This is a genomic window from Spirillospora sp. NPDC049652 (assembly GCF_040675125.1).
GTDB lineage: Bacteria > Actinomycetota > Actinomycetes > Streptosporangiales > Streptosporangiaceae > Spirillospora.
This window is the reverse complement of the sequence record NZ_JBFAOF010001001.1, coordinates 1-2,510: the sequence shown is the minus strand read 5'-3', so window position 1 is coordinate 2,510 and position 2,510 is coordinate 1. Positions and strand designations below refer to the sequence as shown.

At 74.6% G+C, this 2,510-nt stretch carries 2 protein-coding genes and 1 pseudogene; 2 read left to right on the top strand and 1 reads right to left on the bottom strand.

Annotated elements, in window-relative coordinates:
* On the bottom strand, positions 1-1,076 hold a 1,076-nt coding region (locus tag AB0J52_RS36040), incomplete at its 3' end, for a DivIVA domain-containing protein (protein WP_500187394.1).
* Positions 1,077-1,242: 166 nt separating this feature from the next.
* Here AB0J52_RS36040 and AB0J52_RS36035 point away from each other — a divergent pair.
* Together AB0J52_RS36035 and AB0J52_RS36030 are read left to right on the top strand one after the other, a co-directional pair.
* A complete protein-coding gene (locus tag AB0J52_RS36035) occupies positions 1,243-1,767 on the top strand; it encodes a gamma carbonic anhydrase family protein (protein ID WP_500187393.1) in 525 nt (174 codons plus the stop codon).
* Between the two features lie 104 nt (positions 1,768-1,871).
* Positions 1,872-2,510, top strand: a pseudogene (locus AB0J52_RS36030) (hypothetical protein); the annotation flags it as partial.

The window sequence follows — 2,510 nt, the reverse complement described above, 5'->3', positions numbered from 1 at the left end:
CTCGGCTCGGGGTCGCGGACCGGGCCGGACGGCGCGGACGGAGCGGCCTTGACCTGCGGCGGGACGGGCGGCGCGGCGTGCTCGGGCGCGCGCATGTCGTCCCGCTGGGCCGGCGCGTGCGGCGGCGCGGGCGGGGCCGGCGGCGGAGGCGTCCGCGGGATGGCGGACACCGGCTTGGCGACGACCGGCTCCGGCGGGGCGGCGGCCGCCTGGCCCTGCCCGGACGGCTGACCCTGGCCGGACGGCTGGTCCTGCGGCTGGTGCGAGCCCTGCGGCGGGTGCGGGCGCTTGCGCGCGGCCGGGGTGCGGCTGACCTCCTCGACCATCTTCTCCAGCGGCCCGGCGTCGTTCTCGACGGTGAGCAGGCGGTGCAGCGTCTCGGAGATCTCGGTGAGCCGCTGGAGCGCCTGGGTGTGGTTCTTGGTGAGGTGGTTCAGGCGCTGCGTCGCGCCCTCGTTGATGACGTTGGCGCGGCGCTCGGCGGAGGTGAGGGTGCGCTCGGCCTCCAGGCGCGCGCTGGTCACCGTCTGCTCGGCCTCGTGCTTGGCCGCGGACAGGACGCCGTCCGACTCCTTCTTGGCGGCGGCGAGCACCTGGTCGGCCTTCTCCCGCGCGTGCGCGAGGTCGCGCTCGGCGAGCCCGCGGGCCTCCTCCACGATCCGGGTGGACTCGTGCTCGGCGTTCTTGCGGATCTGGGCGCCCCGGGCCTCGGCGTCGGCCAGCTTCTCCTTCGCCTCGTCCTCGGCGAGGTTGATGATCTGGCGGAGCCGGTCGGACAGGTCGTCGCCGGTGGGCTTGCGCGCCTCCCGGACCTCGGCCATCTCCCGGCGGATGCGCTCGACGTCGTCGAGGGCGCGCGCGAGCCGGGCCTCCAGCTCGCGGATCTGGTTCTGGCTGCGGGCGATGAACTCGTCGACCTGGCGGCGGTTGTAGCCGCGCATGACGATCTCGAAGTGTTCCTCCCGGAGGAGGTTCGGCAGGATTTCCGCGTCGTTGCTCATGAGGCCTTGGGGGTCGTGGCGGGGGGTGAGGATCACCCCTTGCGGGATCAGGGACGGCTCGAGGAAGTTCAGCATCGACTGTTGTCCGGTCCACCCCATTCGCGCAACCGGAATGCCGTTCTCGCTGCCGTTTCTTAACCAGAGCCTGGAAGACAAACTATCGAATCCCGGGAAATACCGCCCCCTCGGCACCCGGGCCCGGACGCGTCCCGGCGACGCCTCGCGCCCTACCATCGGCGGCATGGACTACGTGGGCGCGCTGGACGATGACATGCCGGAGATCCACCCGGACGCGTGGATCGCGCCGGGCGCGGTGGTGGTCGGACGCGTCCGGCTCGGCCGCGCGGCGAGCGTCTGGTACGGCTCGGTGCTGCGCGGTGAGGACGAGGAGATCGTCGTCGGGGACGAGTGCAACATCCAGGACCTCAGCTGCCTGCACGCCGACCCGGGCATGCCGGCCGTCCTGGAGGACCGGGTCAGCCTCGGCCACAAGGCGATGGTGCACGGCGCCCACGTCGAGACCGGCTCGCTCATCGGGATCGGCGCGATCGTCCTGAACGGCGCCCGGATCGGCGCGCACACGCTCATCGCGGCCGGCGCGCTCGTCCCGCCGGGCAAGAAGATCCCGTCCGGCGTGCTGGTCGCGGGGACGCCCGGGAAGGTCGTCCGGGAACTGACCGACGACGACCGGGCCGTGCTCCAGTACACGCCCGACGTCTACATGGAGAAGGCGCGGCGGCACGCCCGCGCCACCTGGCGGAGCTGACGCCCCGTCCGGGCGGAGCCGCGCCGCCGCCCGCGCCTGGCGCGGGAACGGGCCAGCGGAGGCTGGCAGGGTTGGGGATTCCTTGACGCGGCTACGATGACCCCGTGGTGTGGGGACCGGGACGAGGGAACGCCCCACCGCCCGGGCAGGACCCGTTCGCGGCGGCCGAACGGGACACCAGGGCGATGGTGGCCGCGGGATGGTGGCAGTCGGCGCCGCCCCAGCAACGCCAGCACGCCATCGCGGGGCGCATGCTCGCCCTCCCGGACGGCACCTGGTGGCTGTTCGGCGCGTGGGCGCGCTGGTACCGGCTGCAGCCCTCGGACGGCCAGTGGTACCTGTGCCCGCCGCCGCACGCGCCCGCCGTCCGCGCCGGGGCGCGGCCCGCGCAGTACGCGGGCGGGCAGACCCCGCAGCTTCCGCCGCACGTTGTGCCCGCCGGGCCCGACTTCTCCTACGACCCCTCGCCGTCGCTGACGTTCGTGCGGCGCGGGTTCGCGCCGGAGCTGACCGGCCGGATGCGCAGCACCCTCGCCTCCGCCGCCGCGCTGCCGCCCGAGGAGTACCCGCACGACGGCAAGGTCTTCACCGCGCGGACGCCGTCCACCGTCGCCGCCGCCTGGGGCGTGATGCTGTGGTGCGCCGCCGCGCCCGCCTTCGACGCCCGGCACGACGCGCAGATGACCGGGCTCTGGAAGCGCCACCGGGCGGCCCCGCTGCCCGAGGTGGACGGCCCGCGCTGG